The sequence below is a fragment of the Salarchaeum japonicum genome (assembly GCF_049705945.1).
In the GTDB taxonomy this organism is placed as follows: Archaea; Halobacteriota; Halobacteria; order Halobacteriales; family Halobacteriaceae; genus Salarchaeum; species Salarchaeum japonicum_A.
The window spans coordinates 1,528,640-1,554,359 of the sequence record NZ_JBNAMV010000004.1 but is presented as its reverse complement, the minus strand read 5'-3'; the positions used below and the strand labels follow the sequence as shown (position 1 = coordinate 1,554,359).

The 25,720-nt window shown below is 67.4% G+C and carries 31 protein-coding genes and 2 tRNA genes; 15 read left to right on the top strand and 18 right to left on the bottom strand.

All coding sequences use genetic code 11. The annotated features are described in order from the left end of the window. Positions 1-77: 77 nt before the first annotated feature. On the top strand, positions 78-266 hold the full coding sequence (locus ACOZ4O_RS10160; protein ID WP_424525196.1) for a hypothetical protein: 189 nt from the start codon (positions 78-80) through the stop codon (positions 264-266). Here the strand turns inward: ACOZ4O_RS10160 and trpG are convergent. The 4 genes from trpG to trpD are packed head-to-tail and all read right to left on the bottom strand — an operon-like array spanning position 244 to position 4,059. Further along, a complete protein-coding gene (gene trpG / locus ACOZ4O_RS10155; protein WP_424525195.1) occupies positions 244-831 on the bottom strand; it encodes an anthranilate synthase component II in 588 nt (195 codons plus the stop codon). The genes ACOZ4O_RS10160 and trpG overlap by 23 nt on opposite strands. Continuing rightward, positions 828-2,426 carry an anthranilate synthase component I gene (gene trpE, locus ACOZ4O_RS10150; RefSeq protein ID WP_424525194.1) on the bottom strand — a complete coding sequence of 533 codons (1,599 nt, stop codon included), beginning with the start codon at positions 2,424-2,426 and terminating at the stop codon, positions 828-830. The genes trpG and trpE overlap by 4 nt, the downstream gene beginning before the upstream one ends. After that, entirely contained in the window at positions 2,423-3,064 is a 642-nt protein-coding gene (locus tag ACOZ4O_RS10145; protein ID WP_424525193.1) for a phosphoribosylanthranilate isomerase, read from the bottom strand. The genes trpE and ACOZ4O_RS10145 overlap by 4 nt, the downstream gene beginning before the upstream one ends. Further along, a complete protein-coding gene (gene trpD / locus ACOZ4O_RS10140; RefSeq protein WP_424525192.1) occupies positions 3,061-4,059 on the bottom strand; it encodes an anthranilate phosphoribosyltransferase in 999 nt (332 codons plus the stop codon). Before trpD ends, ACOZ4O_RS10145 begins: the two co-directional genes overlap by 4 nt. A gap of 130 nt (positions 4,060-4,189) precedes the next feature. Here trpD and ACOZ4O_RS10135 point away from each other — a divergent pair. Beyond that, positions 4,190-4,264 (top strand) — tRNA-Val (locus ACOZ4O_RS10135). A 196-nt stretch (positions 4,265-4,460) separates the two neighbouring features. Here ACOZ4O_RS10135 and ACOZ4O_RS10130 read toward each other — a convergent pair. From ACOZ4O_RS10130 to ACOZ4O_RS10120, 3 genes are read right to left on the bottom strand one after another with little or no spacing between them, the layout of a single operon-like run. Next, positions 4,461-4,898 (bottom strand): hypothetical protein, encoded by a 438-nt coding sequence (locus ACOZ4O_RS10130; RefSeq protein WP_424525191.1) that lies wholly within the window; start codon positions 4,896-4,898, stop codon positions 4,461-4,463. Positions 4,899-4,932: 34 nt separating this feature from the next. Next, complete coding sequence (locus tag ACOZ4O_RS10125) at positions 4,933-5,463, bottom strand: DUF1684 domain-containing protein (RefSeq protein WP_424525190.1); 531 nt, start codon at positions 5,461-5,463, stop codon at positions 4,933-4,935. 36 nt (positions 5,464-5,499) lie between these two features. Continuing rightward, the gene (locus ACOZ4O_RS10120) at positions 5,500-6,315 is read right to left on the bottom strand and encodes a thioredoxin reductase (protein WP_424525189.1); all 816 of its coding nucleotides are present in this window, start codon (positions 6,313-6,315) and stop codon (positions 5,500-5,502) included. 253 nt (positions 6,316-6,568) lie between these two features. On the opposite strand from ACOZ4O_RS10120, the gene ACOZ4O_RS10115 reads away from it, so the two are divergent. After that, positions 6,569-7,729 carry a CBS domain-containing protein gene (locus ACOZ4O_RS10115; protein ID WP_424525188.1) on the top strand — a complete coding sequence of 387 codons (1,161 nt, stop codon included), beginning with the start codon at positions 6,569-6,571 and terminating at the stop codon, positions 7,727-7,729. A gap of 274 nt (positions 7,730-8,003) precedes the next feature. Here the strand turns inward: ACOZ4O_RS10115 and ACOZ4O_RS10110 are convergent, their stop codons facing one another. Both ACOZ4O_RS10110 and radB read right to left on the bottom strand, forming a co-directional pair. Continuing rightward, positions 8,004-8,513 (bottom strand): N-acetyltransferase family protein, encoded by a 510-nt coding sequence (locus ACOZ4O_RS10110; protein WP_424525187.1) that lies wholly within the window; start codon positions 8,511-8,513, stop codon positions 8,004-8,006. Positions 8,514-8,639: 126 nt separating this feature from the next. Then, positions 8,640-9,326: a DNA repair and recombination protein RadB gene (radB, locus tag ACOZ4O_RS10105; RefSeq protein WP_424525186.1), complete on the bottom strand. Its 687-nt coding sequence runs from the start codon at positions 9,324-9,326 to the stop codon at positions 8,640-8,642. Between the two features lie 80 nt (positions 9,327-9,406). Here radB and ACOZ4O_RS10100 point away from each other — a divergent pair, with 80 nt between their 5' ends. Both ACOZ4O_RS10100 and ACOZ4O_RS10095 read left to right on the top strand, forming a co-directional pair. Then, positions 9,407-10,135, top strand: a complete 729-nt coding sequence (locus ACOZ4O_RS10100; RefSeq protein WP_424525185.1) for a hypothetical protein — start codon at positions 9,407-9,409, stop codon at positions 10,133-10,135. 111 nt (positions 10,136-10,246) lie between these two features. Next, positions 10,247-12,469, top strand: a complete 2,223-nt coding sequence (locus ACOZ4O_RS10095) for a CDC48 family AAA ATPase (protein ID WP_424525184.1) — start codon at positions 10,247-10,249, stop codon at positions 12,467-12,469. A gap of 211 nt (positions 12,470-12,680) precedes the next feature. Here ACOZ4O_RS10095 and ACOZ4O_RS10090 read toward each other — a convergent pair whose 3' ends face one another. Beyond that, positions 12,681-13,058: a 30S ribosomal protein S8e gene (locus tag ACOZ4O_RS10090; RefSeq protein ID WP_424525183.1), complete on the bottom strand. Its 378-nt coding sequence runs from the start codon at positions 13,056-13,058 to the stop codon at positions 12,681-12,683. A 94-nt stretch (positions 13,059-13,152) separates the two neighbouring features. On the opposite strand from ACOZ4O_RS10090, the gene ACOZ4O_RS10085 reads away from it, so the two are divergent. The 4 genes from ACOZ4O_RS10085 to mptA all read left to right on the top strand — a co-directional run bounded on the left by ACOZ4O_RS10085 (position 13,153) and on the right by mptA (position 15,873). Further along, positions 13,153-13,593 (top strand): DUF2240 family protein, encoded by a 441-nt coding sequence (locus ACOZ4O_RS10085; RefSeq protein WP_424525182.1) that lies wholly within the window; start codon positions 13,153-13,155, stop codon positions 13,591-13,593. Continuing rightward, entirely contained in the window at positions 13,593-13,976 is a 384-nt protein-coding gene (locus ACOZ4O_RS10080; RefSeq protein WP_424525181.1) for a hypothetical protein, read from the top strand. Before ACOZ4O_RS10085 ends, ACOZ4O_RS10080 begins: the two co-directional genes overlap by 1 nt. Before the next feature lie 96 nt (positions 13,977-14,072). Continuing rightward, positions 14,073-14,894, top strand: coding sequence for an NAD(+)/NADH kinase (locus ACOZ4O_RS10075; RefSeq protein WP_424525180.1), 822 nt, complete (start codon positions 14,073-14,075; stop codon positions 14,892-14,894). A gap of 49 nt (positions 14,895-14,943) precedes the next feature. After that, positions 14,944-15,873, top strand: coding sequence for a GTP cyclohydrolase MptA (mptA, locus tag ACOZ4O_RS10070; RefSeq protein WP_424525179.1), 930 nt, complete (start codon positions 14,944-14,946; stop codon positions 15,871-15,873). Positions 15,874-15,947: 74 nt separating this feature from the next. Here the strand turns inward: mptA and ACOZ4O_RS10065 are convergent, their stop codons facing one another. From ACOZ4O_RS10065 to ACOZ4O_RS10050, 4 genes are all read right to left on the bottom strand, one after another. Continuing rightward, the gene (locus tag ACOZ4O_RS10065) at positions 15,948-16,205 is read right to left on the bottom strand and encodes a hypothetical protein (protein ID WP_424525178.1); all 258 of its coding nucleotides are present in this window, start codon (positions 16,203-16,205) and stop codon (positions 15,948-15,950) included. 92 nt (positions 16,206-16,297) lie between these two features. Continuing rightward, positions 16,298-16,573 carry a hypothetical protein gene (locus ACOZ4O_RS10060; RefSeq protein ID WP_424525177.1) on the bottom strand — a complete coding sequence of 92 codons (276 nt, stop codon included), beginning with the start codon at positions 16,571-16,573 and terminating at the stop codon, positions 16,298-16,300. Positions 16,574-16,613: 40 nt separating this feature from the next. Then, complete coding sequence (locus ACOZ4O_RS10055; RefSeq protein ID WP_424525176.1) at positions 16,614-17,414, bottom strand: TrmB family transcriptional regulator; 801 nt, start codon at positions 17,412-17,414, stop codon at positions 16,614-16,616. A gap of 42 nt (positions 17,415-17,456) precedes the next feature. Beyond that, on the bottom strand, positions 17,457-19,043 hold the full coding sequence (locus ACOZ4O_RS10050) for a DUF255 domain-containing protein (protein WP_424525175.1): 1,587 nt from the start codon (positions 19,041-19,043) through the stop codon (positions 17,457-17,459). An 89-nt stretch (positions 19,044-19,132) separates the two neighbouring features. On the opposite strand from ACOZ4O_RS10050, the gene ACOZ4O_RS10045 reads away from it, so the two are divergent. Beyond that, positions 19,133-19,663, top strand: coding sequence for an FxsA family protein (locus ACOZ4O_RS10045; protein ID WP_424525174.1), 531 nt, complete (start codon positions 19,133-19,135; stop codon positions 19,661-19,663). A 70-nt stretch (positions 19,664-19,733) separates the two neighbouring features. Beyond that, positions 19,734-19,807, top strand: a tRNA-Ile gene (locus tag ACOZ4O_RS10040). 155 nt (positions 19,808-19,962) lie between these two features. On the opposite strand, the gene ACOZ4O_RS10035 is transcribed toward ACOZ4O_RS10040, so the two are convergent. Continuing rightward, a complete protein-coding gene (locus ACOZ4O_RS10035) occupies positions 19,963-20,439 on the bottom strand; it encodes a cupin domain-containing protein (protein ID WP_424525173.1) in 477 nt (158 codons plus the stop codon). Between the two features lie 92 nt (positions 20,440-20,531). Between ACOZ4O_RS10035 and ACOZ4O_RS10030 the strand changes: the two genes are divergently transcribed. Together ACOZ4O_RS10030 and ACOZ4O_RS10025 are read left to right on the top strand one after the other, a co-directional pair. Continuing rightward, the gene (locus ACOZ4O_RS10030) at positions 20,532-21,116 is read left to right on the top strand and encodes a DUF7504 family protein (RefSeq protein WP_424525172.1); all 585 of its coding nucleotides are present in this window, start codon (positions 20,532-20,534) and stop codon (positions 21,114-21,116) included. Between the two features lie 30 nt (positions 21,117-21,146). Then, positions 21,147-21,398 carry a hypothetical protein gene (locus ACOZ4O_RS10025; protein ID WP_424525171.1) on the top strand — a complete coding sequence of 84 codons (252 nt, stop codon included), beginning with the start codon at positions 21,147-21,149 and terminating at the stop codon, positions 21,396-21,398. Between the two features lie 101 nt (positions 21,399-21,499). Here the strand turns inward: ACOZ4O_RS10025 and ACOZ4O_RS10020 are convergent, their stop codons facing one another. Next, positions 21,500-22,585, bottom strand: coding sequence for an Lrp/AsnC family transcriptional regulator (locus ACOZ4O_RS10020; protein ID WP_424525170.1), 1,086 nt, complete (start codon positions 22,583-22,585; stop codon positions 21,500-21,502). Between the two features lie 81 nt (positions 22,586-22,666). Here ACOZ4O_RS10020 and ACOZ4O_RS10015 point away from each other — a divergent pair, with 81 nt between their 5' ends. Both ACOZ4O_RS10015 and ACOZ4O_RS10010 read left to right on the top strand, forming a co-directional pair. Continuing rightward, the gene (locus ACOZ4O_RS10015) at positions 22,667-23,722 is read left to right on the top strand and encodes an anthranilate phosphoribosyltransferase (protein ID WP_424525169.1); all 1,056 of its coding nucleotides are present in this window, start codon (positions 22,667-22,669) and stop codon (positions 23,720-23,722) included. Between the two features lie 214 nt (positions 23,723-23,936). Beyond that, positions 23,937-24,974 (top strand): PAS domain S-box protein, encoded by a 1,038-nt coding sequence (locus tag ACOZ4O_RS10010; protein WP_424525168.1) that lies wholly within the window; start codon positions 23,937-23,939, stop codon positions 24,972-24,974. On the opposite strand, the gene ACOZ4O_RS10005 is transcribed toward ACOZ4O_RS10010, so the two are convergent. Then, positions 24,971-25,129, bottom strand: coding sequence for a hypothetical protein (locus tag ACOZ4O_RS10005; protein WP_424525167.1), 159 nt, complete (start codon positions 25,127-25,129; stop codon positions 24,971-24,973). The two genes, ACOZ4O_RS10010 and ACOZ4O_RS10005, sit on opposite strands and share 4 nt — an antisense overlap. 46 nt (positions 25,130-25,175) lie before the next feature. Further along, positions 25,176-25,646, bottom strand: coding sequence for an NUDIX hydrolase (locus ACOZ4O_RS10000; RefSeq protein ID WP_424525166.1), 471 nt, complete (start codon positions 25,644-25,646; stop codon positions 25,176-25,178). Positions 25,647-25,720: the final 74 nt, after the last annotated feature.

Here is a 25,720-nt window from a genome sequence, read left to right as displayed (position 1 = left end):
GCGGTCCAGTTTCACGCCTGGGTCGGTCGGCGCGGACAGCCCACACGCTTTTTGCCGTGGTCGTCCGTCCTCAGGGTATGCTCGCAGCAGCACTCGCCGCGATGGGGCTCGGGTCGCCGCTCGGCAATCTCCTCGTCGCCATCGTCGCGCTGCTCGTCATCGTGCTCGTCGGACGCTTCCTGTTGAGCGTCGCGTGGAAACTCCTGCTCGTCGCGGGCATCGTCGTCGCCGCGCTCTACGTGCTCAGCGTTCTCGGGCTGTCGTGAGGAAGTTCCCGACGATGTCGTGGCCGACCCCGGTGAGCACGCTCTCCGGGTGGAACTGCACGCCTTCGAGCGGATAGGATTCGTGGCGGACGCCCATCGCGAGCGTCTCGCCGCCGTGGTCGGTCGTCGCCGTCACGTCGAAACACTCCGGGATGTCGGTGCAGACGAGTGAGTGGTAGCGGCCGGCCTGAAACCCCTGTTCGAGGCCGCGGTAGACGCCGTCGCCGTCGTGCTCGACGGGGTAGGCCTTCCCGTGGACGGGTTCGGGCGCGTGCCCGACCGTCCCGCCGAACTCGTAGACGGCGGCTTCCATCCCGAGGCAGACGCCGAGCGTCGGCACCGTCGGGGAGAGTTCGCGGAGGACGGGCATCGTCACGCCCACGTCGCGCTCCGTCGCGGGGTGGCCGGGCCCGGGACTGACGACGATGGCGTCCGGGTCGGCCGCGCGAACCTCGTCGAGCGACGCCGTGTTCTTCAGGACGGTGGTGTCGTGGCCGCGCTCGGAGACGTACTCCACGAGGTTGTACGTGAACGAGTCGAAGTTATCGACGAATACGACGTTCATTCGGCTTCCTCCGTGATACCCGCGAGCGCGTCGAGCACGCCCCCCATCTTCTTCTCGGTCTCCTCGTACTCGGCGTCGGGGTCGGAGTCCGCGACCACGCCCGCACCCGCCCGAACGCGAACCGTGTCCCCGCCAGCACCGCGTTTCTCACGGCTCTCCCCGTTCGCTCGGTCCGGCGAGCGGTGCTCGCCATGCTCGACGGTGGCGGTGCGGATGACGATGGCGAAGTCGGCGTCGCCCGTCCAGGAGACGTAGCCGACGCCGCCGCCGTACGCGCCGCGCGGGCCGTTTTCGAGGTCGTGGATGAGTTCCATCGCCCTGACTTTGGGCGCGCCGGAGAGCGTGCCGGCGGGGAAGGACGCGCGGACGGCGTCGAACGCGTCGTACTCGTCGGCGAGGTGGCCGGTGACGGTGGATTCGATGTGCTGGACGTGGCTGTACTTGAGGACGCGCATGAACTCCGGCACCGCGACGGACCCGGGGTCGCTGACGCGGCGCACGTCGTTGCGCGCCAAATCGACGAGCATCGTGTGTTCGGCGCGCTCCTTCTCGTCCGCGAGCATCTCCCCGGCGAGCCGCCGGTCCTCGACGGGACTCGTTCCGCGGGGGCAGGTGCCGGCGATAGGGTTGTTGAGAACGGTGCGGCCGCGGACGGAGACGAGCGTCTCGGGGCTCGCGCCGACGACGGTGCGGTCGCCGGTTCGGACGACGTACATGTAGGGCGAGGGGTTCACGTCCCGCAGGCGCTCGTAGAACCCGAGCGGGTCCACGTCACCGTGGAGTTCGCGCGTGCGGGAGATGACGCCCTGGTAGATTTCGCCGTCCAGCACGGCGTCCTTCGCGCGTTCGACGGCGTCCGTGTATTCGTCGCGCGGGCCCGCGGACTCGCCGGTCTTCCGGAAGCCGCCCGTGTCGGGGTCGTCGGCGTCCGCGAGTTCGTCGGCGACGCGGTCGGCTTCGGCGGCGAGCGAGTCGTACACGTCGCCGGGGTCGGCGTCCGGGCCGACGACGGGCGTGAACACGAGCGACACGTCGCCCGTGGTGTTGTCGAAGACGAGCGTCTGCGTGGTGAGGACGAACTGGGCGTCGGGCAGCGGCGTCTCGGGGCGCTCCACGCCGACCTCGTCGAGCCAGAGGTCGTAGACGGCGTCGTACGCGAGGAATCCGACGAGGCCGCCGTCGAGGAGTTGGCGGTCCGCGTCCGGGAACCCGCGGCGGGTGGCGTCGGGGAGCGCGGTGCGGAGCGTGTCGAGCACGTCGTCGCCGCGTTCGGGCGTGACGTACTCGGCGGAGCCGGTGCCGGCGAGTGGTTCGACGGTCGCGCCGTCGGGGTCGACGGTGACGAGCGCGTCCGGGTCGTAGCCGACGAACGAGTAGCGGGCGTGCCGGTCGTCGGACTCGTGCTGGAAGGCCCCGTCGGGGTCGCTCGCGGCGGTCTTGCTCGCGGATTCGAGGAGGAAGGAGTGGTCGCCGTCGGCCAGCGCGGCGTACGCGGCGAGCGGGGACGCGTCCGTGTCGAGGCTGGCGCTCGCGTACGCGACCACGGGGTCGTCGCCCGCGCAACGCTCGACGAACTCGGTGCGCGAGACGTTCACGCCACCACCTCGTCCGTCGCGGCGGCGACGAACGCCGCGACCGCGTCGTGGTCCTTCACGCCGCCGGCGGCTTCGACGCCCGACGCCACATCGACGGCGAACGGTTGGACGGTTTCGACGGCGTCGGCGACGTTCTCGGGGGTGAGGCCGCCCGCGAGCACGACCGGCGAGTCGAGACGCGCGGCGAGGTCGCGGGTGACGGTCCAGTCGTGCGTGCGGCCCGTGCCGCCCGCGCCGGACGCGTCCGTCGAGTCCACGAGGAGCGCGTCCGCGGCGTCGTCGTAGCGCGCGGCCGCCTCAGGGTGGTCGGCGTCCACGGTCTTCACGAGTTTCGCGTCCACGTCGTCCGCGAGCGCCCCGAGGGCGTCCGCGGAAAGGTCGCCGTGCACCTGGAGGGCGTCCGGGCTGACGCGGTCGGCGAGCAGGGCGGCGTCCGCGGGCGAGTCCGGCATCGTCACGAGGACGGTAGTGACGAACGGTGGGACGGCGGCGACGAGGTCGGCCGCGCGCTCGGCGTCGAGTTCGCGGGGCGTGTCGACGGGTACGTCTACGATGAAGCCGAGGGCGTCCGCGCCCGCGTCGACCGCCGCGGCGGCGTCCGCTTCGTTCGTGATGCCGCAGACTTTCACGCGCGTCATTTCGACGCCTGCAGGGTCGCGAGCGTCTCCGCGGCGGCGCCGGAGTCGATGGCTTCGCGTGCGCGGTCGACGCCCGCTTCGATGCTGTCCGCTTCGCCGGCGACGTAGATGGCCGCGCCCGCGTTCGCGAGAATCACGTCGCGCTTCGGACCGGTGACGACGCCCTCGACGATGCCGCGGAGGTCGTCTGCGTTCTCCGCGGGCGTTCCGCCCTCGATGGACTCGATGGGCGCGCGGTCGAGGCCGATGTCGGCGGGCGTGAGCGTGTACTCCTCGACGGTGTCGCCGTCGACCTCGGCGACGACGGTCTCGTCGTGGATGGCGATTTCGTCGAGGCCGTTCCCGTAGACGACGAGCGCGCGGTCGGTCGGCATTCGAGTGAGTGCGTTCGCGAGCAATGGGACGAGGTCGGGGTCGTAGACGCCCATGAGCTGGGCGTCCGCGCCCGCGGGGTTCGTGAGCGGTCCGAGGACGTTGAAGATGGTGCGCATTCCGAGTTCGCGGCGCGGGCCGATGACGGCCTTCATCGCGGGGTGGAACGCTGGCGCGTGCATGTAGCCGATTCCGTCGTCCTCGATGCGGTCCTCGACGGCGTCGGGGCTGACGTCGAGGTCGACGCCGACCTCCTCCAACACGTCGGAGCTTCCGGAGGAGGAGGAGACGGAGTAGTTGCCGTGTTTGGCGACGGGGACGCCCGCACCTGCGACGACCAGCGCCGTGGTGGTGGAGACGTTGATGGTGTCGTAGTCGTCGCCGCCCGTGCCGCAGGTGTCGACGAGCGGGCGTCGGTCGGGGTCGATGGTGCGCGCGGCGTCCCGCATTCCCTGCGCGAACCCCGCGATTTCGTCCTCGGTCTCGCCCTTCGAGCGGAGCCCGGCGAGCAGCGCGCCGATCTGGGCGTCCGTCGCGCCCTCGAACACCGCGGACGCGGCGCTCCGCGCGTCGTCGAGGGAGAGGTCGTCGCCGTCCGTCACGCGTCGAATGTAGTCCTGCATAGTGGCCACCAATGTCCGATTGTGGGTTATGATGTACAAGTGTGTACGTAGACTTAAGCCTGTCGCGCCCCGCCGCCGATGCCGAGTCGAAACCGTCAAGTGTAGCGCCGGCATACGAAAAATCGCAGGCGGGTTGGTGGTCTAGTCAGGCTATGACACCTCCTTGACATGGAGGAGGCCGGCGGTTCAAATCCGCCCCAACCCACTTCTACCGAAACCAAGACCGCGAGAGACCTCTGTGTCTCTCGGGCCGGTCGAGGGTGACGTGGACAGGCGGATTTGAACTCAGCGAGGCGAACAGAGTGAGTCTCGCGTTAGTTCACAATCCGCCTAACCCATACAGTCTGTTGCGGCCCATCTCGGGAGCGATTAATCGGTGGGGACGATGCAGACGTGTGTGGTCAGTTCGCGAGGGCGCGGTAGCCGCCGTAGCAGGCGACGATGCAGCCGGCGAGGAGTGAACCGAATCGGCCGAGGACGGCGGTGTCGCTGGGTGGGTCGGAGAGTCGTCGCACCTGGAGCGCGTCGTAATCGTTCTGATACTTGACGTTATAGAGGGTGATGGCTTCGCGGTCGGGAGTGATTCGGCCGGGGGCGTTTTCGGGGTCGGTGACGTAGGTGTTGTTCCGGTTGGCGAGCGCGGCGTCGAAGACGCGGCGCTCGTTCTCGGAGAAGTTCGCGTACGCGAGGTTCGGATTGGCGGACTGGTCGCCGAAGTCGTCTTCGACGTAGTATTCGACGGTGTCGGGCGGTCCCTGCGGCGGCGCGACGAGCGGGAACGCGAACAGGACAACGCCGGCGACGACGAGCACAGCGCTCAGCGTGGAGGGCGGGCGCATAGCGGGCGTTCAGTTGGAAGCATGAAATAAGTTCTCAGTCGGCGTCGTATTTCTCGCCGGCTTCGATGCGGGTGTCGAGGTGGTTTTCGAAGGGGACGAGCGGGCATTCGTAGGCGTCTGAGTACGCGCAGAAGGGGCTGTAGGCGCGGTTGAAGTCGAGGAGCCAGACGCCGTCGCGTTCGGCGTCCTCGTCGAGGTCGAGGTAGCGGCCGGCGGGGTAGGTGGTGTCGCCGTTCGTCTCGTCCTTGAACGGGACCCAGAGCTGTTTCTCGTTGGGGTCGCGGCGGTACGCGGTGAGGGTGTGGGTGTCGCCGTCGAGTTCGAACTCGAACTCGCCCCAGCGGTAGTAGGTCTGTTCGCCGTCCTGCGTGGTCTCCACGCTGATGGTGTCGTGGTCGTCGAACTCGCGGAGTTCGAGTTCAAAGCGGTACGTCGGATCGGGGTCGTAGTAGTCGAGGCCGTCGAAGTCGTCGCGCTCACCCATCGGTATCGGCGACCGCGGGTGGTCGGCGAAGTACTCGTCTTTCTCGGCGCGTTCGCGCTCGACGCGGTCCGCGTAGTCCATACCGGTGGGTCGGGCACGCGGCGTGAAAAGCCCTCGTCAGTCCGTGGATTCCTCCTCTAGGTCGAGGTGGTCCGCGAGGCGGCGGTGGGCGTCGCGTTTGCGTTCCTCGCGGTCGTCGGCGTCGACGTACTTCGCGAAGCGGTCGTCGATGTAGCGCTCGCGGAGGTCCTCCTCGTCGGGGGCGTCGGGGGCGTCGTCGAGGTGTTCCTGCCAGCGCTCGCGGGTCGCCCACTCGCCGGTGAGGTTCTCCTCGCGGCGGAGCCAGTCGTAGTGTTCGGCGAACCGGCCCTCGTAGCCCTCGGCGCGGCGGACGTCCGCGATGATGGCGCGGCCGACCTGCGCGCCGTGGCCAGCGGCGATGAGCGCTTGGTCGGCGACGCCGGCGTTCGGCCCAGCGATGTACAGGCCGTCGAGGGCTGTTCCGCCGTCCTGGTCGACGAGCGACGAGTCGAACTGCTCGTACTCGCCGTCCTCGACGAAATCGACGGGGAGGCCGTCAAGGTACTCCCAGTCGTACTTCGTCGCGGCGACGACGAAGTCGGCGTCGAGCACTCGGTCGTCCTGCGTCTCGACCCGGAAGCCAGCGTCAGTTTCGGAGACCGCGGTGACCATGTCGTCGACGACGTCACAGCCGGCTTCTCGCGCGTGGTCGTGCGCGAGGTCGTAGAACGTCTCGGGGTCGATGCCGGCGGGGAAGCCGAGGTAGTTCTCGACGAACGCGGCGCGGCGGAGCGACGAGCTTCCGCGGTCGAACACCGTCGTGTCGAGGCCGTATCGTGCGGTGAAGACGCCGGCCGCGGAGCCGGCGGGGCCGCCGCCGACAACCACGACGCTGGGCGTGGAACCACTCATAAATTTAGGTTTGCCTAAAACAATATGGGTGTTTCGGACTACAGCGACGCGCCGCAGTCCGGACACTCCTCGTCCATGCGCGTGACACGGCAGTCACACTCCGGACAGAAATCGAGATAGCACGCCGGGTCCCCCATGCGGTTCTGTACCACGTCCGGGCGTATCACTCCTTCGGCGACCCGCCGAACCGCCGTACATTCTCGCGGGCCGCAACAAGGTTTTAGACTGTCCCCCTCGACTTTCCGCTAGACTCATGGATATCTCCGACATCGCGACCCAGGACTACATCTCGGTTGACGCAGAAGAACGCATGGGGAAAGTACGCTCCATCTTCGACGACGAAAACCCCAAAGGGATCATCGTCACGCGCGCAGGCGGCGCCGACTACGAGGGCGTCATCACCCAGAAACAGCTTCTCTCCTCGCACATCGAGGACGACACTCGCGTCGTCTCTCTCACCAACCCCTCCAGCCACAGCGTCCCCAAACTGAACCGAACCGAGAACGTCCGGGACGTCGCGCGCAAACTCGTCGAGGGTAACACGAAAGTCGCGCCCGTCTTCGAATCCGACAAACTCTGGGGCGTCGTCACCGAGGACCTTATCCTCGACGCCGTCCTCGACAACCTCGACGCGCTCACCGTCGACCAGATCTTCAGCGAGGACATCGTCACCGTCGACGAAGACGCCAACATCGGCACGGTCATCAACCGCCTCCGCGAGAACTCCATCAGCCGCCTCCCCGTCCTCGACGAAGACGGCTTCCTCACCGGCATCGTCACCGTCCACGACCTCGTCGACTTCATCGTCCGCGACGTCGACAAGACCACGCGCGGCGACCGCCGCGGCGAAATGGAACGCCTCCTCGACCTCCCCGTCTACGACGTCATGTCCAGCCCCGTCACCACCATCCACCCCGGTGACAGCGTCGAAGACGCTGTCCGCACCATGCTCGAAGACGACATCGCCGGCCTCGTCGTCACCCCCGAAGACGACGACCGCGTCGTCGGCGGCATCCTCACCAAAACCGACGTCCTCCGCGCGCTCTCCTTCACCAAAGAAGAACACATGGACGTCCAAATCACCAACATCGACCTCCTCGACACCATCGGCCGCGAGGACGTCCGCGAAGGGATCCAGAAGATCACCAAGAAGTACAGCGACATGCAGGTCCAGCACGCCCACGTGCGCTTCCACGAACACAAAGAACGCCTCCGCGGAACCCCCCTCATCTACTGCCAGATCCGCCTCCGCACCAACAAGGGTCAGGCCGCCGGCACCGGCGAAGGCTACGGCGCCGACAACGCCCTCAACCTCGCCCTCGACCACCTCGAACGCAACGTCCTCGAACTCAAAGGCATCCAAGCCGACGAAGAGTACAAGGGCCAACTCCTCCGCAAACTGAACGAGCTTTAAACACCCACCTTTTTCCGGGTCGGGGTGCGCTTCGCGTCGTTCGAAACGGCTTCGCCGTTTCGTGATGACGAGAGAGCTCTGCTCTCTCGAACCACACCTCTCCCCGCAAAAATCTGGACCAAAAAGGCCGAGCGCGCCGGCGGCGCGCTCGGTACTGCCCGCAGGCCGTTCTTCCGCGACCGCATCCGCGCCGCACAGCTACGGTGTCGCAACCGCGCCGCACCGCGACGGCACCCACCCCGCGCGGCCACGGCTGGCGTGTTTTGCGGTGTCGTTAGAGATTTCGTCGGTAGAGGGCGGTTTCCAGTTCTTCGTCGGCGAATTCGGCGGTGCGGCTGCCGGCGTGGACGAACCCGCGGCGGGTGTAGAAGGTTTGGGCGCGTTCGTTCCCGGCGAGCGCTTCGACAACGAGCGCGTCCGTGTCCTCGGGAAGGCTGTCGAGACCGCGTTCGAGAAGTCGAGTACCGACGCCCTCGCCCCAGCGGTCGGGATGCACGTAGAGTTCTTTCAGGCCGGCCTCACTCGGGTCGACGAAGGGCTTCGTGTCGCCCCAGCGGACGCGAGCGTACCCGACAATATCGTCGTCCGCGGCGACGAACACGCGGCCGTCCGCTTCACGGAGTTCAGAGAAACGCCGTTCCGCGGCGTCCTCGGCCACGTCGCTGGAGAGCGAGTCGAGCACGCTGTCCGGCACGAGGCCGCGGTAGGCCGCGCGCCACGCGAGCGCGTTCACTCGTTGCACTTCCGCGAGGTCGTCGGGCGACGCGAGTCGGCGGACCTCCATACGTCCGCGTGAGCGGCGAACGCGAAAAACCGTTGTGCTACGCCTTGAGCTGAAGCCAGAGGTAGGCGAACACGACGAAGAGAACCGCACAGCCTCCCGCGCCAGCGAGCACCCAGACGTTCGAGTTCATGTGACGTTCTCGATGCCGTCGCCCGTGATTCGGAACTGTGCGCGGTCGCCCTCGGGCTTCGCGCGGTGTTTTTCGAGGGTGGCGCGGCGGCGGTCGCCCTTGAATCGGTCGAGGCGAACCACCGTTCCGGTCCAGTGCTGGAGGGTGTGGCCGCCGAGCGGGCGGCTGGTGTCGGACTCGGGGTCCGTGTACACCTGATTGGTGATGACGACGGCGAGGTCGTGTTTGCGCGCGAGCGACAGCAAGTGCGTCACCTGTTTGGCGACCTGACGGAGGGCGTCCCCTGCCTCCTCGTCGTCGGCGCGGCGAAGCCGGTAGAACCCGGTCGCGGAGTCGAGGACGACGAGGCTGGCATCGGGCGCGAACTCGCTCGCGTCCCGCACCGCCTCCGCCTGTTCGTCGAAGTCGTGGGCTTCGGAGATGACGATGCGGGAGGACGCGGCGTCCGGGTCGCTCGCGTTCCCCGCCAGCACGTCCCGGAACCGGTCGACGGAGAGGCCTTCGGTGTCGACGTAGACGACGGTGTCGCCGTCGTCCGCGGCCTCGACGGCGGCGGAGAGCGCAACGTTCGTCTTTCCAGCGCCCGGCGGGCCGTAGAGCTGGGTGACTGTTCCGCGCTCGAATCCACCGCCGAGGAGGTCGTCGAGCGCGCCGCACCCGGTGGTGAGAGGGGTATCGGTCACTACCCGTCTCTTACGCGCTATCCGGGAAAAACACACCGAACGGCGGAGTGCTTTTACTCGCCGCCGTCCGAGTCGGGGGCGTGATAGTCGTCGCGACCGCGGACTTCGAACTCTACCACGAACTCCTCGCGGAACTCAGGGACCGGGACGTCGCCTTCACGACCATCGAACCCGGCGACCCGATTCCGGAGGACGCGGCGGTACTCGTGACGGGCGCGGACGACGACGTGGACGCCGACCTGGACACCGTCGTGGCGGACGCCGACGACGCGCGGAAGGCCGTGGACGAGGCACTCACCGTGCTCCGCGGCGGCGCTGGACGAACCATCGTCGGCGTAGACCCGGGGCCGAATCCCGGTATCGCGGTGCTGTCCGGCGACCTCGTCGTCGCGGCGTTCCGCGTGCCCGTCGAGGACACCGTCGACGTGATTCTAGACGAAATCGAAGGTGCGCTCGACCCCGTGGTTCGTGTCGGGGACGGCGCGAGACTGCACGGCGCGCGCATCGTGGACGGCCTTGCGGAGGCTGGCGTGACGGTCGAACTCGTGGACGAGACGGGAACGACGCCCTACCTCGGCGCGGGCGTCCGGGGATTGGACGACGTGCTCGCCGCGGCGAACATCGCGCGGCTGGAGGGCGAGGTCGTCACCTCCCGTTCGTTCGAGCCGACGGCGGGCGAGTTACAGGTCATCAAGAACCGGTCCCGGGAGCGCTCGGCGGAGAACCGTACGATTCCGGAGTCGCTCGCGCGCCGGGTCGCCCGCGGGGAGTTGACGCTGGACGAGGCCATCGAGGAGCACGGGGAGTAGGCGACGAACGGGGGTGACCGTCACCGCTATACGCGTCCGTGACATACGTTGGCATACGTCTGTCGTCGGAAGGTTCTTCGGGCGACAGGGCGCACCTTCACCCAACTAACGATGAACGAAGTCCAACTCGAGGTCGCGAAAGCCTACCCGAACGACTCGGGCCGGGGTATTGCGCGCCTCGACCCCGACACGCTACTCCACTTGAAGCTCAGCCCGGGCGACATCATCGAAATCGAGGGCGCGGAGACCACCGCCGCGAAGGTCTGGCGCGCCGACCGCCAGGACTGGAACACCGACACCGTTCGCATCGACGGGTTCACCCGGCAGAACGCGGACGTCGGTATCGGCGAACGCGTCAAGATACGGAAGGCCGAGGCCGAGAAGGCGGACAAACTCGTGCTCGCGCCGCCCGAGGAGGCGTCGGTGCAGTTCGGCTCGGACGCCGCCGGCATGGTCAAGCGCCAGATCCTGAAGCGCCCGGTCGTCGCGCGCGACATCGTCCCCGTGATGAGTTCGACGAACCACCCGTTCATGCGCTCGCCGGGACAGGCCATTCCCCTGATCGCTGTCGAAACCGAACCCGAGGGCGTCTGCCTCGTCACCGAGGACACCGAGGTCGAACTGCGCGAAGAACCCATCAGCGGGTTCGAGCGCACCGGCGGCGGTATCACGTACGAGGACATCGGCGGCCTCCAGAACGAGATTCAGCGCGTCCGGGAGATGGTCGAACTCCCGATGAAGCACCCCCAGATATTCCAGAAGCTCGGCATCGAGCCGCCGCAGGGCGTGCTCCTGCACGGTCCGCCGGGAACGGGGAAGACGCTGCTCGCGAAGGCCGTCGCGAACGAGACCTCCGCGAGTTTCTTCTCTATCGCGGGGCCCGAAATTATCTCGAAGTACTACGGGGAGTCCGAACAGCAGTTGCGGGAGATATTCGAGGACGCGAAGGACGACTCGCCGTCCATCATCTTCATCGACGAACTCGACTCCATCGCGCCGAAACGCGAGGACGTCACGGGCGAGGTCGAACGCCGCGTCGTCGCCCAACTCCTGACGATGATGGACGGCCTCGAAGGCCGCGGGCAAGTCATCGTCATCGCGGCGACCAATCGGGTGGACGCCGTCGACCCCGCGCTCCGCCGGCCCGGCCGGTTCGACCGCGAAATCGAAATCGGCGTCCCCGACGAGGTCGGCCGCGAGGAAATTCTGAAGATTCACACGCGCGGCATGCCGCTGTCGGACGACGTGAACCTCGGGAACCTCGCGGACGACACGCACGGGTTCGTCGGCGCGGACATCGAATCCCTCACGAAGGAAGCGGCGATGCGCGCGCTCCGGCGCTACCTCCCCGAAATCGACCTCGACGAGGAGGACATCCCGCCGAGCCTCATCGACCGCATGATCGTGAAACGCCAGGACTTCCGCGGCGCGCTCAACGAGGTCGAACCCTCGGCGATGCGCGAAGTCCTCGTCGAACTCCCGAAGATATCGTGGGACGATGTGGGCGGACTGACGGACGCGAAAGAACAGGTCCAGGAGTCCATCGAGTGGCCGCTGAACGCCCCCGAGAAGTTCGGGCGGATGGGCGTCGAACCGCCGAGCGGCGTCCTGCTCTACGGCCCGCCCGGCACGGGGAAGACGCTGATGGCGAAAGCCGTCGCGAACGAGACGAACGCGAACTTCATCAGCGTGCGCGGCCCCCAACTCCTCTCGAAGTGGGTGGGTGAATCCGAGAAGGCCATCCGGCAGACGTTCCGGAAAGCCCGACAGGTCAGCCCGACCATCATCTTCTTCGACGAACTCGACAGCCTCGCGCCCGGCCGCGGCCAGAACGCCGGAAACAACGTCAGCGAACGCGTCGTCAACCAACTCCTCACCGAACTCGACGGCCTGGAGGACATGGAGGACGTGATGGTCATCGGCGCGACCAACCGCCCCGACATCATCGACCCCGCGCTCATCCGCTCCGGCCGCTTCGACCGCATGGTGATGGTCGGTCAGCCCGACGTCGAGGGACGCGAACGCATCCTCCGCATCCACACCGACGACACGCCGCTCACGGCCGACGTGAGCCTCCGCGAGCTCGCGGAAATCACGGACGGCTACGTCGGCAGCGACCTCGCGAACATCGCCCGCGAAGCCGCCATCGAAGCGCTCCGCGAGGACGACGACGCCACCGAAGTCGGCATGCGACACTTCCGGAAAGCGATGAAGAACGTCCGCCCCACCATCACGGACGACCTCCTCGCCTACTACGAGGACGTCGAAGAACAGTTCAAGGGCGGACAGACGCCCGAAACCGGCCGAGAAGGCGGCCACATCGGCTTCCAATAGTACCTTTTGCTGCGCGCCCGCTTTGCGGGCGCTTGCAAAAGCTACGACAAAAGCCTGCGTCACCCCCGTTGGGGGTTCCTCGGCCCGCGCCTTCGGCGCGGTGAATCGCCTCGCTCGGGTTCGTTCGAACCGCTCGCTCGGCGAATGCTTCTACGTCTGGAGAGCGATGAGAAACGGGAGAGTGGAGAGGTCGTGTCGGTAGCGAAGCCGGTTATTCGTCGTCGACGATGACGGCGTTAACGTGGGCTTCCTGGCCGGGGCGGGAGGTGACGCGGGCAGTGCCGGCGTCGGTCTCGATGAGCGCGCCCTTGGTGATGATGTTTCGGCGGACGTAGTTCGGGTTCGCCTGGTTCTCGACGACGTCCTCGATGGTGGCGTGCGTGGTTTCGCCGTCCTCGGTGACGTTCGCGACGTTCGTGGAGAGCGTGCGGACCTTCTCCTCGCCGCCGCGGGAGTCGACGGTGCGGAACTTGGGTTCGCCGACGGTGGTCTCGGTCGGGGTGCGGCCGAGTTCGTTCTTCTTCTTCTTGCTGTGCGGTCGGCTTCGCCCACCCGTTTTGGTGCGCTTGGAGCGGCCCTGGTATTGCATACCTGTACTGTGGCTCAGCGCGTACTAAAAAGGCTCGGAACCGGACTCACGGGAAACCACGCGATTTACGCCCCGCCGGCGTGGAGTAGAGGTGATGAGTCTGCGCGTGACGGTCGCGGCCCCGTTCAAGCAGACGGGGAAGGCCCGTATCGGCGAGCACGAGTTCGTGGTGGCGCTCTCGCTGGACCGGGATTGGCTGTCGCCCGACCAGGCGAAGCGCGTCATCGACATCGCCACCGGGGAGGGGTTGGTGTCGCGGGACGACGGCGACCTCATCGCGGACTTCGACCTCGATTCGGTGGACGTACCTGAAGATTTCTCGCCGGACGAGTCGGTGTTCCGGGAGCGCTCGGCGTTCGAGCGCGCGGTGGACGCGCTCGAAGCGGAGGGCATGGAGAAACAGGAGGTCGTCGCGGCCGTGAACGAACTCCAGCAGGAACTCGGAATCACGGCGGACGCGGCGGCGGTGGTGTACGCGCGCCGCGAGGGCGTGGATGTGGACGACGCGGCCGCGAAGGCCCGGGAGGGACTCTGATGGTCGCGGAGTCGCTGAACGACGGCGTGCGCATCGCGCAGTTGCTCGCCTCGGAGCTGACGGGGCGGCAGGTCGGCGCGTTCGCGGAGGTCTCGGTGGAGAACTCAGTGCAGGACGTCGAGCCGACGGCGGACGGCGTGCGCGCCTACGACGTGCATCACGGCGGCGAGCGCGTGGCCAGGGTGTTCGTGCAGCCGGAGCGGGCGCGCGTCGAATTCGAGACGGGACTGGACGCGGCGCGGGAGGCCGCAGCGGAGCGCGGGATGCGAACGCGGCCGGTGGCGGCGGAGCCGCCGCGACTGGTGGTGTTCGTGACGGACGCGGCCGAAGTGAAGCGCGTCGTGGACGCGTTCGACGCGGCGCTCGCGGGCGAGAGCGAGTAGTCGGCTGTCGTCGCGAACAGCCGGCTCGCAGCGGATATCGGGCGGGCGCGTTCGGGTGAACGGGGTTTTTTATTCGCGGGCGTTCTCGGGCCGGGTATGCGTGTGGGAATCGTCGCGCAGCGCGGGAACGCGCGCGCGGCCTATCTCGCGGCGGACATCGCGGACGCGCTCCCCGACGAGGTCGAGGTGTGGGTGGACGAGGCGAGCTCGGACGCCGCCGAACTGGAGGGCCACGAGGTCTCCGAGTTCTCGACGTGCGACCTCGTGGTGAGCATCGGCGGGGACGGCACGTTCCTGTTCGCGGCGCGGGGCGCGGGGAGCGTGCCCGTGCTCGGCGTGAACCTCGGTGAAGTCGGGTTCTTGAACGCGGTCGCGCCGGACGACGCGGTCGCGGCGGTGAAGCAGGAGGTGGAGCGCTACCTCGAAACGGGCGCGGTGCGCTCGCGGGACGTGCCGCGCATCGAGGCGTCGGGCGCGGACTGGGTGCTCACGCCCGCATTGAACGAAGTCGTCGTGCAGGGTCCGCAGCGCGGACACGGGCAGGGCGTGACCGTCGAGGTTCGGGTGGACGGCTCGCTCTACACGGCGAGTCACGCGGACGGAGTGCTCGTCTCGACGCCGACCGGGAGCACGGCGTACAACCTGAGCGAGGGCGGGCCGCTCGTCCAGCCGGGCGTCCACGGGTTCGTCGTCACCGGAATGTGCGCGGAGGACGCGATGCCGCCGCTCGTCACGCGGACGGGGAGCGAAGTGACGGTTCGCGTGGACGACGCCGAGCACGCGGTCGTGTCGAGCGACGGGTCGAACACGCGCGAGGTCGAGACGCCGAGCGAGGTAACGCTCCGGGAGGCCGACGAACCCGCGCGGGTCGCCGGTCCGGCGAGCGACTTCTTCCAGGCGCTCGGAAAACTGGAGTAGCTCTCCGATACCGAAAGTAGTTCCGTACTTCCACGGGAAACGTTGTGTAATGAGCGAGCAACTGCCGGACGTGCAGGCGTCGACCCCGGACGTCTCCGTCGGACTGAGCCAGGTGGGCGTGACGGGCGTGGAGAAACTCGTGAAGATTGCGCGCCCCGAGAAGCGCCCCCTCGTCCTCGCCGCCGAGTTCGAGGTGTACGTCGACCTGCCGAAGGAGCGCAAGGGCATCGACATGAGTCGGAACATGGAAGTCATCGACGAGACGCTCGAAGCCGCGGTGAGCGAGCCCGCGTACCGCATCGAGGACGTCTGCGGTGACGCCGCGGACCGCCTCATCGAGAAACACGACTACACGTCGCGGGCGGTCGTGGAGATGGAGGCGCAGTACGTCACGCAGGACGAGACGCCGGAGTCCGGGAAGCCGACGCAGGGCACGATGGACTTCCTCGCGGCCGCGACCGCGCAGGAGGGCGAGCGCACCCGCGAGGAGGTCGGCGTGCACGTCACCGGGATGACGGTGTGTCCGTGCAGCCAGCAGATGATGAGCGCTCGCGCCCAGGAGAAACTCAGCGACCTCGGCGTGGAGAGCGAGGACGTGAAGGAGTTCCTGCGAGAGGTGCCGCAGGCCGGGCACAGCCAGCGCGGGCACGCGACGCTCACCATCGAGACGGCGGGCGAGCCCGACGTGGACCTCATGGAGCTCTCGGAGCTCGCGAAGGACTCGATGAGCGCCCGCATCTACAACATGGCCAAACGCCCCGACGAAGACCACATGACGTACGAGGCGCACGCGAACGCCCGGTTCGTCGAGGACTGCGTGCGCGCGATGGCGGAGAGCGTCGTCGACGAGTACGACCATCTCGCGGACGACGCCGTCGTGACGATGAAGCAGTCGAACGACGAGTCCATCCACCAGCACAACGCGCACGCCGAGCGGATCGCCACGCTCGGCGACCTGCGCGACGAAGTCGAAGAATAGGACCGAACAACGCGCACGACCGCGTTCCGTCGCGGGGACCGGCCTCCGTCCGACTTATCGTTCGAGAGTGTGCCTCACGAGCTTCGTCCGTATTTTGTGCCGAGCCAGAAGGCCGCGACCGGAACGACGACGAACGCGAACAGGGTTGCGGCTGAGCTGTAGAGGAGGACGGTTTGGCCGACCGTGCCGACACGCGGAATCCACGACCCCGTGCCGGCCACTATCGAGTCCGCGAGCCACTGCGTCCCGGCGTCGAGGAGAAACGCGGCGACGATGAGCGCGGCGACACCGACCGGGAACCGGAGTGTGCTGGCTCGATTCCGTATCGACATACCGCTCAATCATCAGTCCACCAACATAAGTGTACGGCCGCGTCCGGCTGTTCCAACAGAATCGGGACGGACGGCGTCAGGCGTCGGCAGCGTCAGGCGTCAGTGGCGAGTTGGTTCGCGCGCACGACGACGTAGAGCAGGACGAACGCGGTGCCGACCGCGAGGACGAACTGGGTGACGAGCGTGAGCGGAACGACGAACAGCGGGGTAAACGCGAGCGATTCGACGAGGGCGATCTGGAGGAGGAACGGAATCGCGGCGGTCACGCCGACCGCGACCACGAGTTTTGCGAGCGGAACGACCTCGGCGACGATTCGCGGGGTATCGAGTTCACCGTCGGGTGTGAAGAACGGCTTGGAGGGCGCCATACCGGGAGAGTGACCGAGAAGCGACAATAAGCCTTGCTCCTTATTCGAGCGTGGTGGCGTCCTGCCAGCTCTCGTCGAATTCGGCGGTCACGTCGTTGGCGAACTCGGGGTCCTTGAGCGCGACGAGCGCGAAGGATTCGTCGGGCTGGACGGGGTTCGGCATCTCGATGCAGACTTCCTCGCCGTCCACGACGACGACGTTGCTGTCCACTGTGTCGCCGATGCGGACGCTGAACGCGTCGTGCTGGGCGAGTTCGGAGACGTAGACGGCGTTGACTTCGTCGGGGAGTTCGTGGGAGAGGTCGCGGGCGAGGAGGACTGAGACGGTGACGCCGCGGTCGAGCGCGTCGAGGAGGTGATTCGTGATTTTGCTGGAGACGTCGCCGATGTCGAGGCCGGAGGAGGGCGCGGACGAGAAGAGGACGATGCGGTCGTCGGCGGTGTCGAGGCGTTCGAGGAGCAAATCAACGGTCTCGTCGGGGCCGACGGCGGCGGTCCAGAACCCCGCGTCGGGCGCGGTGGGGGCTGTGAGGTCGCCCGTGAGTTCGTCGACGACCGACTCGTACTGGTCCGCTTTCTCCTGGAGTTCGCGTTTCCGGTCGTCGAGCAGGCGGTCGAGGGCGTCCTCGGGGTCGACGGCGGCGTACTTCTTCGGCCTGCTCGCGGCTTGACTGCGGACGAGGTGCTGGGATTCGATGCTCGCGAGCACGTCGTAGATGCGACCCATGGGAACGCCGCTCGCCTCGGACAACTCCTTCGCGGTTGCCGGACCGGTTTCGAGGAGCGCGCGGTACGCGCTCGCCTCGTAATCAGAGAGTCCGAGGTCCTTCAGGCTGGCCATGCGTGCGACTTCAGCGTGCGCTCGCAAAAACCCTGGGGAAGTTTACAGCGACTCCTGAACGAGGTCGGCGAGTTCCGCGGGCGTCTCCGCGCCCGCGCGGGTCGCGTCCGCCGTGACGACGCGGGCGGTGCCCGAATCGACAGCCGGGGCGTCGGGGACGACGACCTTCTCGTGGTCGGCGAGGCGGACGGCGGCGCGGTGGAGGTCGCTCCCGGCGGGTGCGCCGACCTCGATGGTGAGCGGGCGCGTGACGAGGCGGGACGCGGCGGTGGCGTACCCGGCGACCTGCACGCCCATTCGTTCCGCCGCGCCGGCGAACGCGCCGACGGCGTCGGTCGCGGCCTCCCGGTACGTGGGGTCGTCCGCGAGATACCGGAGGTCCACGAGCGCGTTCGCGAGCAGGGCGTTGTCGTCGATGGGATGCAGAGGTTTGTCGAGGAGGCCGACGCCGTCGCGGGGGCCGTCGTCGAACGCGCCGCTCTCCGACTGGAGGCGGTCGAGGGCGTCCGACGCGACGGCTTCCGCGCGGTCGAGGTAGTCGCGGTCAAGGGTCTGCGCGGCGGTGGCGTACGCCCGGGTCGCGGCGGCGTGGTCCGCGAGCAGGCCGGATTCGCTGTTCGGGTCGTCGAAGTGCACCAGGGTGCCGTCGTCGACGAGCGTGTCGAGGAAGTCGAGCGTGCGTTCGGCGTACCGGCGCGCGGTGTCGTCGTCGGCGTACGCGGCGTACCACGCGAGCGCGTCGGCGGCGCGGGCGTTCCCGGTGACGAACGCGGTGTCGTCCACGGGCGTTCTCGCGTCGGCCTCCGCGAGTTCGGCGTTCCCGAACGCGTCGCCCGTCCAGAGCGTGCCCGTGAGGTAGTCCACGAGGTCGGACGCGATGGATTCGTAGGACTCGTCGCCCGTGACGAGGTAGGCGTGACTGTACGCGCGGAGGAGCGCGGCGTTCGTTTCGAGGAGGTACTCGCGCTGCGGGTCGCTCCAGTCCCGGCCGTGCGCGAACCGGCCGAACGCGCCGGAGTCCGCCTGGAGGTTCCGTTCGAGCACGTCGAGCGTCTGGGTCGCCTGATGGCGCTCGCGCTTCAACGCGAACTCGATGGTGTCCGGGAGCGGGAACTTCTCGCTCGACCCCCAGCCAGCGAAGTCGGAATCGAACTTCTCGTCCAGCTGGCCCGCGACCAATCGTTCGATTTCCGCGGTGACCTCGCCCGCGGGCGGCTCCGGCTCCCTGAGCGCGCGCGGAACGCGGGCGGCGTCCGCGCCCTTGTCCTCCCAGACGCGGTGCACGCGCTCGATGACCTGCCGGAAGCCGTCCGTGTCGAGGTAGGTCGCGCCCGCGATGTGCGCGCCCGACGGCGTCAGGAACACCGTCGAGGGGAATCCGCCCATGTTGTACCGCTCCCGCACGCGCGGATGGCGGTCGGCGTCCGCGCGCACCGGCACGAACTCCTCGTTCAGGTTCGCGGCCACGCGGGGGTCGGCGTACGCGCCCTCGTCCATCTCCCGACAGCGCCGACTCCACCGCGTCACCAGCGACAACAGGAGCGGTTTCTCCGCCTCGGCGGCCGCCTCGAACGCTTCCTCGCCCCACTCGCGCCACTCCACCTTCGTCGCGTCCGCGGACTCGTCCATATCCGGGAGAGACGCCGTGTTCGGGAAAACGCTTCGAACCCGGCGACCCGACCCAACCGTTAAACCCACCGAGCGGGTAGTAGCACGCGATGAAACGGCTGCTCGCGGCACTCCTCCTCGTGCCCTTGCTCGACATGCTCTTCCTCGTGTTCCTCTCCACGATGCTCTCGTGGGAGGTGCTCGTCGCGCTCGTCGTCCTCACCGCACTCCTCGGCATGCTGTTCGTGCGCGCCGAGGGCCGCCACACGATGCGGCGTATCCAGAAAGCCCTCGCCGAAGGACGCCCGCCCACGGACGAACTCGTGGACGGTGGACTGCTGCTCGTCGCCGGCGCGTTCCTCCTCACGCCCGGCCTCGTCACGGACTTCATCGGCCTCCTGTTCGTCGTCCCGGTGACCCGCGCCCCCATCCGCTGGGCGCTCAAGAAATACGTCATCACCCCCAAACTCGACGAACGCACCGGCGGCTTCGCCACCGGCCAAGTCTACACGTTCGGCTTCCCCGACGACGGGCCCACCAACCAGAACACGCCCGGCGGGAACGCCAATTCCACCGAGAACACGTACGACCTCAGCGAGGACGCCTACGACGTGGAGTTTGACGACGAAAACGAGACGTAACCACCAGACAGCGACACAACCGCCGAAAGGAAACCCTTAAACAAACCACGCAGTATAGAGGAAAGTGAGCGGGTCAGTAGCTCAATTAGGTAGAGCGCCACTCTGATAAGGTGGAAGTTTGCGGTTCAAATCCGCACTGACCCACTACTTCTGTCACGAACTCGTGAGCGACTGAGTAGTCAACTGTGCGGATTTGAACGCAGTCAGTCGCAGCCCGCGCAGCCGAGGGCGAGCAGGACCGTCTGGCGCGAGTTCAACAGCCGCACTGACCCACTACAGTTTCTTCGTGTTCTCAGTCGTTAGCCCTGCGTGTTCCCGCACTCTGTGCAGGTGAGTTTGAAGCCGGCGTCGGCGAGTGCGAGGTCGTGTTCGCGTTCGTCCTCGCAGTTGGGACAGTAGACGTAGGAGCGGATGTCGTCCCAGTCGTGCTGGCTGCCGGGGGCGCCGAGCGCCCAGCCGGTGACGCGTTCGTCGGTGTCGTTGTACCCGGTCTGGAACTCGCCGGGTTCGAAGCGGATGAGTTCGCGTTCGCTGACTTCGATCTGGTCGCGGTCTTTGCCGACGTCGAAGGTGGCGGTGCCGGATTCGACGTAGAATACTTCTTCCTGGTCGTGGTGGGTGTGGAGGCCGCCGGAAAAGCTGTCGCCGGGGGCGAGTTCGAAGTAGTTCATGGCGAAGTCGGTGGTGCCGAGCGCTCGCGAGACGGGTTTGCGGATTTCGTGGACCTGGAGGGGGTTGACTTCGGTGTCGACGTCGTCGATGGCGACATGTTTCATGGGTGGGCTTCGACGGGGTGCGTGAAAACCGTGGGGGTGCCACAACGTTGATACGAGGAGCGGCGGTAGGCTCGATACGCGAGTTACGTACGATGGGTCAGGCGCACTCCTCGGGGGACGGGCACGTCTTCAAGTCGGTGTCGGGTGTGTCGAGCGTCCTCGTACTCGGGCCGGACGGGGACGGCGTGACTGCCTCGGGATGTCGGCAGTTGCTCGCGACGCCGAGCGAGCGCGCGGAACACGTCGTAGGCGTGACGTACGACGCTGACGCGGAGTTCCGCGAGCGCATCGCCGACCAGGGCGGGGCGGACGCCACCCGAACGGTTCTCACGACCGACGGGGCGAGCGACGCGTCCGTGGAGTGCGTGTGCGTCGCGGACGGCTCCTGTCTCCTCTCACGCGTCCGGGAGCGAGTGCGCGACATCGGCACGGACCCGGGTGTGGTGTGTTTCGACGCTCTCCCTGACCTCGTCGACGACATCGGGTTGACGCGGACGTTCCGGTTCGTGAACCGCCTGCTTCCGGTGGTTCGCGAGCGCGACGTGACCGCGCACTTCCACTTCGACCCCGCGTCGAGCGACCGCCAGACGCTGAACGCGATGACGACGGTGTTCGACGCGGTCGTGCGCGCGGACGGCGACGACTGGGAGCTCGTGTGGAAGCGCCACACCGAGTGATTCAGGTAGCCCGCCGCCCAAGCCAAGAACATGGCTGATACGCCACCGTGGCCGGTGTTCCTGCTCGTCGTCGCCGCGGGCATCGTCCTCCCCGGCATCACGCGCGGCCTGCTCGCCGGCACCGCCATCGGCGAAACCGCGCTCGTGTCGTTCGCGGGGAACAACTTCACCGTCGGGATGCTCGTCTGGGTCGTCGGCTACGGCTCCGCGCTGTTCGTCCTCTGGTACGGCTGGCTCCGCCCGCTCGACCTGGAGGGCGCGACCGGCGAAGGCGAAACCTAGCGCGGGCTAGACGAGTCCTTCGTACTGCGCGCCGGAAAGCCCTCACTCGCTCACGCGGTTCGCTCGTTCGCCCTTTTCATGTCCACCAGGAACCGCGCGGGCTAGACGAGTTCTTCGTACTGCGCGCCGGTCTGCTTCAGTTTCTCGGTGGAGTAGAGGCGTTCGTGGTCGACCGGGAGGTAGTCGGCGGCGAGTTCGTCGATTTTCTCGTCGACGGCGTCGGGTTGGCGGCCGTGAACCATCGTGAAGAGGTTGTACGGCCAGTTCTGGTCGGGACGGCGGGGGCGGTGATAGCAGAGGGTGACGTAGGGGAGTTCGCCGACCGCTTGCCCGTACTCGTCGAGTTCGTCGTCGGGCACGTCCCAGACGACCATGCAGTTGTTCGTGAACCCGGTGACGACGTGATTGACGACGCAGCCGACGCGCTTGATGCAGTTGTCGTCGAGTAATCGGTCGACGGCCGCGAGCACGTCGCTGGTGTCGGCGTCGGCGGCGTCCGCAATGTCGGCATAGGGCGTCGCGGTGAGCGGGAAGCCGTCCTGGATTTCGAGGATGACGCGGCGCTCCAGTTCGGAGAGGTCGCTGCGCGCGGTCTCGCTGAGCCGAGTGGCCGTCGCGTCGGTCGCGTCCAGCGTCTCGCCGACTCGCGGGTCGTCCCTCCCCGTTCGTCCGTTCGGAGGCGCTTGCAGCGCCTCCCGCGCAAATCGGTCAGTATTGACGACGGGGAATTCGAGGTCGATGTAGTAGTCCGTGAGCATCGGGAGATTGAGGACGTCACAGCCGGTCTCATCCTCGATGTCCGCGAGGATGCGGTCGCGGACCTCCTTGGACGCCGCGGTGACGACGAACCACATGTTGTACTCGTGGTCGCGGCGGTAGTTGTGGTTCACCTGTCGATGGGCGTTGATTGCGTTCGCGACCTCCTCGAAGCGGTCGTCGGGCGCGCGAACCGCGGCGAGCGTGGAACTCCCGATGACGGGTGGATTGAGAACCGCGCCGAACCGTCGGAATACGCCCATCTCGCGGAGGCGCTGGACGCGTTCGAGGACGTCGTCTTCGGTGGTGTCGAGCGCACGCCCGACCGCGCGGAACGGCCGTTCTTCGACCGGGAACCCGCTCTGGAAGCCGTCCACGAGTCGGGCGTCCGTGTCGTCGAGGCGGTCGCGCCAGTCGCCGTCGAGTGCCATACCCCAAGAAGGGCGTGGACGGTTATCAGTCGTCGGATTGAACCGCGTGAATTTAGGGTGGGTCCGTCCCTATTCTGGAGTATGAGCGAGAGTTTCGGCGAGTGGCCGTTGAAGCGGCTGATGACCGAAGTCGTCGGCTCCGGACACAAGTCCGCGGAGGACATGACGCGAGCGCAGGCGACCGAGGCGTTCGAACGCATCCTCGCGGACGAACCCGACCCGACCACGCTCGGCGCGTTCTGGCTCGCGAACCGCTGGAAGCGCAACAGCGCGGAGGAACTCGGCGCGTACACCGACGTGATGCGGCGAGAGTCCGTCGAAGTCGCCGAACCCGACGTGGACCCCGTTGACTGCGGCGCGAACTACGACGGAAAGCTCCGCACCGCCCTGCTCGGCGTCGGCGCGGGCGTCGTCGCCGCGGCCGCGGGAACGCCCGTTGTCGCGCACTCGGGCGACCGCGTCCCCACCCAGAAGGGCACCGCGTACAAGCACGTGCTCGACGAACTCGGAATAGAGACCGACCTCAGCCCGGCGGAGTCCGCGGAGATGACGGACACGACCGGATTCGGGTTCTACTACCAGCCGAACTTCAACCCCGGCATCGACGCCATCGAGAACCGGCGCGACCAGATGGGCGTCCGCACGTTCGTGAACACGGTGGAAACGCTCGCGAACCCCGCGAACGCGAGCGTCCACCTCGGGAGCTTCTACCACCTCGCGTTCGCGAAGAAAGTCGTGAACACGTTCGCGGAGAGCGAGGAGAGTTCGGTCGACCGCGTCATCATGTTCCAGGGAATGGAGGGCTACGACGACATCCGCCCCGGCTCCACCACCGTCGCAGAGTGGGACGGCGGCGACCTCGACGACTTCACCATCGAAACCGACGAGTACGGCATGGACTTCTCGAACGAGACGCTCCAGGTAGACGACGTGACCGCCGACTCGGCCACAATCACGAAAGAAGTCCTCGCCGGCGAACGCGACGACGACTTCGCGGACGCCATCGCGCTCAACGCCGCGTTCCGCATGTACGCCCGCCGCGACGCCGACACCATCCGTGACGCCCTCGAAACCGCCCGCGACACCATCGCCAGCGGACAAGCCGCGGAAACCCTCCACGACCTCCGGGCCTTCTGAACGCACCTTTTTCCGGCTCGGGTCGGCGAAGCCGACCACTCGCCGCAAAAATCTGCACCAAAAATGCCGCGAACGCTCCGCGTTCGCGGTGGGTGTCGGTGCCGCCGCGGTGGTTGGTGTCGAGGTCGCCGCGGCGGACGATGTTGCGTCGTTTTATCGACTTCGAACCGTCGGCGCCCGGAACCGTTAACGCCCGCGGGTTCAAGGAGTGGATATGGACGAGCGCGACGTCGTCGTCGCCGATTCGCTGGAGGGGGACTCGGAGTTCCTCCGAGAGTTGTTGGCGCACACGTCGGAGGGGATGCTCACGATAGACGCGGAGAGCGTGGTGGTCGCCGCGAACCCGGCGATAGAGCGGATTCTCGGATACGATCCGGAGGAGTTACTGGGGAGTTCGAAACTCACTATCATCCCCGAGCGCCTGCAGGACGCCCATCTGGCGGGAATCAATCAGTACGTGGAGACGGGCGAGAAACACATCGATTGGACGGGCGTCGAACTCCCCGCCCAGCACAAGGACGGTCACGAGGTCCCGGTGTCGGTGAGCCTGCAGGAACACGAGTACGAGGGACGGCGGTTGTTCACGGGTATCTTCACGGACATCACCGAGCGAAAGCGCCGGGAGCGCGAACTCCGGGAGCGAAACGAGGACCTAGAGGAGTTCGCGAGCGTGCTCAGCCACGACCTCCGGAATCCGCTGTCGGTCGCGCAGGCCCAGGTTTCGCTGGCGCGCGAGTTCGGGGACGAGGAGTACTTCGATAGCGTCGAGGACGCGCTCGCCCGCATCGACAGTCTCGTGGACGACCTGCTCGCGCAGGCGCGGGAGGGCCGGGCCGTCGAGACCGAGTCGTGTTCGCTCCAGAGCGTCGCGGAGGACGCGTGGGATGGCGTTGTCACCGCGGACGCTTCCGTGGTGTTGCCGAGTCGGACGTGGCAGGTGGAGGCGGACGCGAGCCGGCTGCGCCAAGCGCTGGAGAACCTCGTTCGAAACAGCATCGAGCACAGCGGCGAGGACGCGACGGTAACGGTCGGCGTGCTGGAGGACGAATCGGGGTTCTTCGTGGCGGACGACGGCCCGGGGTTCCCGACCGACGTGCTGCGGCGGGGCGCGCCCGGTCCCGAGGAGGGACACTACGGATTGCACGTCGTCGAGCGGGTGGCGGACGCCCACGGCTGGACGGTGCGGTTCACGAACGCAGCGGACGGCGGCGCGCGCGTCGAGTTCCGGGACGTATCGTTGTCGCGGGCCTAATCGAGGGTGTCCGCCCAGTTCACGAACGCCTCGAAGCCGTAGGTGACGACGAGGAAGAAGACGGCGAACATCACCCAGCGAAGCAGATAGAGTTCGCCCGTGTACGCGAGCGACACGAAGATGTATGCGAGCGAGGCGGAGACGAACGCGGCCACGTAGAGGTTTCAGCGAGCCGACATACTACTGGCTGGGTCGCGTGGACTATTCAAGATAGCGGCGGAGGACATCGTCGTGCAGCGCGTCGGGAACCTCGTCGAACCACCGGGCAGCACGGATTTCGTCGGATTCGAGACCGAGTTCGGTCGCGTCCGGTATTCGGCCGTCCGCGCGGGCGTCGAACACCACGAACTCCGCGTCGAACGACTCGTCGTCCGTGGTGAACGTCTGGTCGAGCACGACGAGTGGCCGCCCGATGTCGGCGTCGAGTCCCGTTTCCTCGCGGACCTCGCGCCGGGCCGCGTCGCTCGGGGTTTCGCCGGGTTCGACCGCGCCGCCGGGCACCACCCAGCCGTCCGACCACCGGTTCTTCACGAACGCGAGACGGCCGTCCGGGTCGCGGACGCGCGCGGCGGCGGTGAGCGCCGTTCCGTCCGTCGCCCACTCGCGGAACGACCCGGAGACACCGCCGGCGAGACGAACGGTCTGGGGTTCGCGGGGCGTGTCCGGGAACACGACCGAGGGGACGGCCGCGAGCGACCTAACTCCAACGGGACACCAGCAGCGTTTTCCCCCGGACTCGCGTTCCG